General features: G+C 55.9%; 5 protein-coding genes. 4 read left to right on the top strand and 1 reads right to left on the bottom strand.

The window, feature by feature from the left end; all coding sequences use genetic code 11:
* Positions 1–342 precede the first annotated feature (342 nt).
* The 4 genes from LIO98_RS05025 (at position 343) to LIO98_RS05010 (ending at position 3241) form a co-directional block, all read left to right on the top strand.
* Complete coding sequence (locus LIO98_RS05025; RefSeq protein ID WP_291953740.1) at positions 343–555, top strand: FeoA family protein; 213 nt, start codon at positions 343–345, stop codon at positions 553–555.
* Positions 556–572: 17 nt separating this feature from the next.
* On the top strand, positions 573–803 hold the full coding sequence (locus LIO98_RS05020) for a FeoA family protein (protein WP_291953738.1): 231 nt from the start codon (positions 573–575) through the stop codon (positions 801–803).
* A gap of 80 nt (positions 804–883) precedes the next feature.
* Positions 884–3040 carry a ferrous iron transport protein B gene (gene feoB / locus LIO98_RS05015; protein WP_291953737.1) on the top strand — a complete coding sequence of 719 codons (2157 nt, stop codon included), beginning with the start codon at positions 884–886 and terminating at the stop codon, positions 3038–3040.
* A 30-nt stretch (positions 3041–3070) separates the two neighbouring features.
* Positions 3071–3241, top strand: coding sequence for a FeoB-associated Cys-rich membrane protein (locus LIO98_RS05010; RefSeq protein WP_084002525.1), 171 nt, complete (start codon positions 3071–3073; stop codon positions 3239–3241).
* Between the two features lie 351 nt (positions 3242–3592).
* Here the strand turns inward: LIO98_RS05010 and LIO98_RS05005 are convergent, their stop codons facing one another.
* The gene (locus LIO98_RS05005; protein WP_291953736.1) at positions 3593–4837 is read right to left on the bottom strand and encodes a dicarboxylate/amino acid:cation symporter; all 1245 of its coding nucleotides are present in this window, start codon (positions 4835–4837) and stop codon (positions 3593–3595) included.
* Positions 4838–5220 lie beyond the last annotated feature (383 nt).

Here is a 5220-nt window from a genome sequence, read left to right as displayed (position 1 = left end):
ACAAGATCATAGAGCCAGGTAAATAACAACGGCTTTTCAATATATATTACTCATTCAAATATACCCCTTCTTCAAAATGGCCGGACGGAGTTCTCTCCCTCCGGCCATTACTTCCGTTTCGCCCCTCGCCTTCATTTATTAACAGTCCCGCAGCGCGGATGTATTTCCCGCGGCCAGCACCCCCTCTGAAAAAACGCAGACTGTTTTCTAGTCTCTGACCTGCCATTACTTTTTATTTAAAATCATTTCAAAGGTTGACAAAACTATTAGCTCATGCTAATCTTAGTGGCGTAAATAAGTTAGTGGTATCTAACCACCTTACGGGAGACGGAGGTAATATCTATGATGCCTTTAATGATGGCCGATGCCGGCATGGCCTACGGAATTAAACGAATCGGCGGCGAGGGCACTCAGAGGCAGTTTATTGAGGGACTTGGCTTTGTCCCCGGAGCCGAAGTCGTGATCATATCAAAAAATGCCGGCAATCTTATTGTCAGCATCAAGGGCTCGAGAGTCGCTATAAATAAAGACATCGCCCTTAAAATCATGATTTGACAAGGAGAGGACCAGTTATGAAAACTCTGAAAGAGACAAAGCCCGGAGAATCCGTCAATGTCGTAAGGGTACACGGTACGGGCGCGCTGAGACGGCGTCTGCTTGACATGGGCATCACCAAGGGAAGCCGCATTGACGTACTGAAGATGGCTCCGCTCGGCGACCCGATCGAGGTCACGATACGCGGATACGAGCTCTCTCTAAGGAAGTCCGAGGGAGAGATGGTCGAGGTAGAGCCTATTATTTAAAGCTATGCGTGGGATTGTGCGTCTTACGCATTTTTAAATCTTATTCAGGTTAGTTTTTGCTAACCACAGGAGGAATTGGCATGATCAGAAAAATTGCTCTCGCCGGAAACCCGAACAGCGGCAAGACGACTTTATTCAACGCCCTCACAGGCGCCAACCAGTCGGTCGGCAACTGGCCGGGCGTCACGGTGGAAAAGAAAGAAGGGGTCCTTCGCGGTAATAAAGAGGTAAGGATCATCGACCTCCCCGGCATATACTCCCTCTCTCCCTACAGCCCCGAGGAGCGCGTCGCCAGGAATTACCTTAGAGACGAGGCTCCTGACGCGATAATCAACATCATCGACGGCAGCAACCTTGAGCGTAATCTCTACCTGACGACGCAGCTCGCGGAGCTCTCCATTCCGGTCGTGGCGGCGATCAACATGATCGACGTCGTGAAGAAGAGGGGCGAATCGATAGACTGCGCCAAGCTCTCCAAGAAGCTTGGCCTCCCCGTGGTCGAAATCTCCGCCCTCAAAGGTACGGGAATCGACACACTCATTAAAGAGGCCTGCGCCGCCGCGGAGGAAAAAACAGCCCCCGTGTCGAAGCGGATCTTCCAGGGCTCCGTTGAAAAGGCGCTCGCGGAGGTAGAGATGGCCTTCGCCGACACCCTGCCCGCCGACCGCATCCGCTGGTACTCCATAAAACTCTTCGAGGGCGACCCTGAGGTGCTGGATGAGCTGAAAGACAACACTCGCGGCATCGAGAGGGCGGCCGCCGTCAGAGAACGCTGCGAGGTGGAATATGACGACGACGCCGAGAGCATCATCACCAGCGAAAGATACGCCTACATCACCACGCTGATCAAGGAGTCGCACAAGAAACAGAGCGGACCGCGCCTCACGATGACGGACAAGATAGACGCCATTGTGACGAACCGCGTGCTGGCGCTGCCGATATTCGCGGCGGTCATCTTTGCGGTCTATTACATCTCGGTGACGACCGTCGGAGCCTTCGTAACCGACTGGACAAACGACGTCCTCTTCGGCGAGATCATCCCGCCGGCGGTCGAAGGGTTCCTCGCGGCGCTGAATGTGGCCGGCTGGCTCCAGAGCCTGATCCTAGACGGGATCATCGCGGGCGTCGGCGCGGTACTCGGCTTCGTGCCGCAGATGCTCGTCCTCTTCGCCCTGCTGGCGGTCCTCGAATACTCCGGATATATGGCGCGCGTCGCCTTCATCCTTGACCGGATATTCCGCCGCTTCGGCCTCTCCGGCAAGTCCTTCATCCCGATGATCGTCGCCACGGGCTGCGGTGTCCCTGGCATCATGGCCTCGCGCACGATAGAAAACGAACACGACCGGCGAATGACGATCATGACGGCCACCTTCATGCCCTGCGGCGCGAAGCTGCCGATCATCGCCCTCATCGCGGGAGCGCTCTTCAACGGCACCTGGTGGGTAGCCCCGAGTGCCTACTTCGTCGGCATCGGCTCAATAATAATATCCGGGCTGATCCTCAAAAAGACCGCCCTCTTCGCGGGCGAGAGCGCGCCCTTTGTCATGGAACTTCCCGACTACCACATGCCATCCCTCTTCAACGTCATAAGCAGCATGTGGGAGCGCGGCTGGAGCTTCATCAAGAAGGCGGGAACGGTGATCCTCCTCTCAACGATATTCGCCTGGTTTACCTCCAGTTTCGGCTACGCCGACGGACACATCGTGATGGTCGAGGACCTTTCGGACGGCTTCCTTGCCTCTATCGGACGTTCAATCGCCTGGATATTCGCGCCCCTTGGCTGGGGTACCTGGCAGTCCGCCGTCGCCGCCTTCACGGGACTTGTCGCTAAAGAAAACGTCGTCGGCACCTTCGGCATCCTCTTTGGCTTCGCCGAGGTCTCCGAAGAGGGAGAAGAGATCTGGCGGCAGCTTGCGGCCCACTACACACCGCTCGCCGCCTACTCCTTCATGGTCTTCAACCTTCTCTGCGCCCCCTGCTTCGCGGCGATGGGAGCAATCAAACGCGAGATGAACAGCGCGAAATGGACCTGCATCGCGATAGGCTACCAGACCGGCTTCGCCTACGCGATGGCCTTCATCGTCTACCAGCTGGGTCTGGTCGCAGAGGGCAGGAGCGTCACCGTCTGGTCGATAATCGCCGCCGCGCTGCTGCTCTTCGGGATCTACCTGCTGGTGCGTCCCGCTAAGAAAAATTACTCTATAGACGGAAAAGTTCGTCCGGCCAGCGCAAACTGACCAATAAAAAATTAGGAGGGTGATTCTCAGATGATTGCCACAATTGTAATAAGCATACTCCTCTTCGCGGCGGTGGTCGCGATCCTGATGAAGATAAACAAAAACAGGCGCGAGGGCAAAAGTTCCTGCGGCTGCGGCGGAAGCTGCGGAAGCTGTGCCGGATCGCCCCTCTGCCATCCGCCAAAGAAAGAAGTCAAATAAGATAGACAAGGTTTCTCCCAAAACCCTTCTATAAAACCCACACCACACACAAAGCGATGCCCGCTGCCTTCGAAGAGATTCGGAGGCAGTTGGCGCGCTCCTCCCGCTAGGCGGGAGTCCACCTATCGTAAGCACCGGCAAAGATACCCCGCGACCATACGCAGGAGGTATCCAGGCCTATCGGACAGACATACCAGCGCCGCGGACGCGGCCTCCAACGCTGGGCCTTTTTCCTTTATACCGGACGCATACGGACGGATAGTCTCGCCCTCTGCCTTCAACAAGGCACAAAAAAGCGCCCCGCTCTTAACCGGCAGCGGGGCGCTCTCTTTCTAATAACTTATACAGCTGCTAGAGGTTCGTCACATTTGCCTTCGCGAACCAGTTTTTACCCTCGACAAGACGCGAAATCATCAGCGCGGAGCAGGTGTCGCCCGTAGCGTTGACCATCGTCGCCGCGGGGTCGACGAGGAAGCCGATCGTCGCGATGATCGGGAAGGCCTCGGGCGGAAAGCCGTAAAGGCTGACAATAAGCATCTCGCCAACCAGACCGCCGCCGGGGATGCCGGAGAGAACGACGCCGGAGAGCACCGCCACCGCCACCGCCGTCGCCATCGTACCGAGACTCGTGAAGGGCAGACCAAAGATGCCGAAGAGGAAGGCTATCTTGAGGATGCCGGAGAGGCAGGAACCCTCCATATGGGCCGTCGCGCCTATCGGCAGCACGATCTCGCTGATATCGCGCGGAATGCCCATATCTGAGGCCGCCTCAAGGTTGACCGGCAGCGTCGCCGTACTGCTGCCTGAGCCGAGAGCCATGAGCGCCGGCGCGATTATCTTGCTCCAGAAAACCTTCACGCCGCGTCCCTCTGTGGCCCACCAGGCGTAGATGGTAAAGGCGATGAAGAAATATCCGAAGGTGGCGACATGATAGACAACCATCGCGCGGAAATAGGCTCCCAGCAGCTGCGGGCCGTAGTCGCCGACGAGCGTCGCGAAATATGCGCCGAGACCGATCGGGGCGTAATACATGAGATACTTGACCATCTGCAGCATCGCGTCGGCGACGACGGAGATGCCGCGTCCGATCGCGCGTCCCCGTTCGCCAAGCGACTGGAGGCAGAAACCGAAGAAGATCGTGAAGAGGATCAGCGGCAGCATCGCCCGGCGCGAAAGCAGATTAACAAAGTCGTCGGTCGTGAAGGCTTTGACTATCTGGTCCGGCGTGCTGAATGCCTGTATCTCGCCCGCGGCCTCCATCTGGATATTGGCGCCCTGCGCCGGCGGGAAGAGGGTGACGGTGATGAGCATCAGGATGGCAGCGACGGCTCCCGTGACCAGGAAAACGATGACCAGCGAACGCATTACCTTTCCGAGACGCTCCATCGAGGACATAGAGGCAACGGCGCTGCAGATCGTCGTAAAGACCAGCGGCACGACCACCATAAACATCGCGTTGATAAAGATATCTCCAAGAGGTTTGAGCACCAGGGCGTCCTTGCCCATCACGGCGCCGATGACACAGCCGATCGCGATGGCGCAAAGAAGGATTATCGGGAAACGGTACGCCTTCCACAGACTGTTTGATTCTGACATAAAAAAGCACTCCTTTCAATTATCGTACTTATAAAGCAATCTATCTGCATAGCCGTACAAGCCTGACTTATACGACTTTATACTCGCGAAAAAACGCGGACCTATATCACAATTATACTATATCTTGTATTAAAGTAGTGATGTATTAGCCATTACATCACTCATCAGACTTTACGCCAAATTATACCCCATATCCGGACAAAAACACCGGCGAATAAGACGGATATCAGGGCAAACGTATCGGCAAAAGAGTCAGAAGAAATACAAGGCTGGGAAAAAAGATAAATAGCGGTTTAGCTTTTGACTTTGCCCTTTTGCCTCCCTCTCTGAGGGAGGTGTCGGCCGCCTGTTTTTGGCGGCTGACGGAAGGAGTGTTGCTCTGT

Origin of the sequence: Cloacibacillus sp. (assembly GCF_020860125.1) — a bacterium.
Taxonomy (GTDB): Bacteria; Synergistota; Synergistia; order Synergistales; family Synergistaceae; genus Cloacibacillus.
This window is presented reverse-complemented; position numbering and strand designations above follow the sequence as displayed.

Excerpts from the sequence above, each read along its gene's own strand:
- LIO98_RS05025 (WP_291953740.1), top strand. The coding sequence starts at position 343 with ATGATGCCTTTAATGATGGCCGATGCCGGCATGGCCTACGGAATTAAA.
- LIO98_RS05020 (WP_291953738.1), top strand. The coding sequence starts at position 573 with ATGAAAACTCTGAAAGAGACAAAGCCCGGAGAATCCGTCAATGTCGTA.
- feoB (WP_291953737.1), top strand. The coding sequence starts at position 884 with ATGATCAGAAAAATTGCTCTCGCCGGAAACCCGAACAGCGGCAAGACG.
- LIO98_RS05010 (WP_084002525.1), top strand. The coding sequence starts at position 3,071 with ATGATTGCCACAATTGTAATAAGCATACTCCTCTTCGCGGCGGTGGTC.
- LIO98_RS05005 (WP_291953736.1), bottom strand. The coding sequence starts at position 4,837 with ATGTCAGAATCAAACAGTCTGTGGAAGGCGTACCGTTTCCCGATAATC.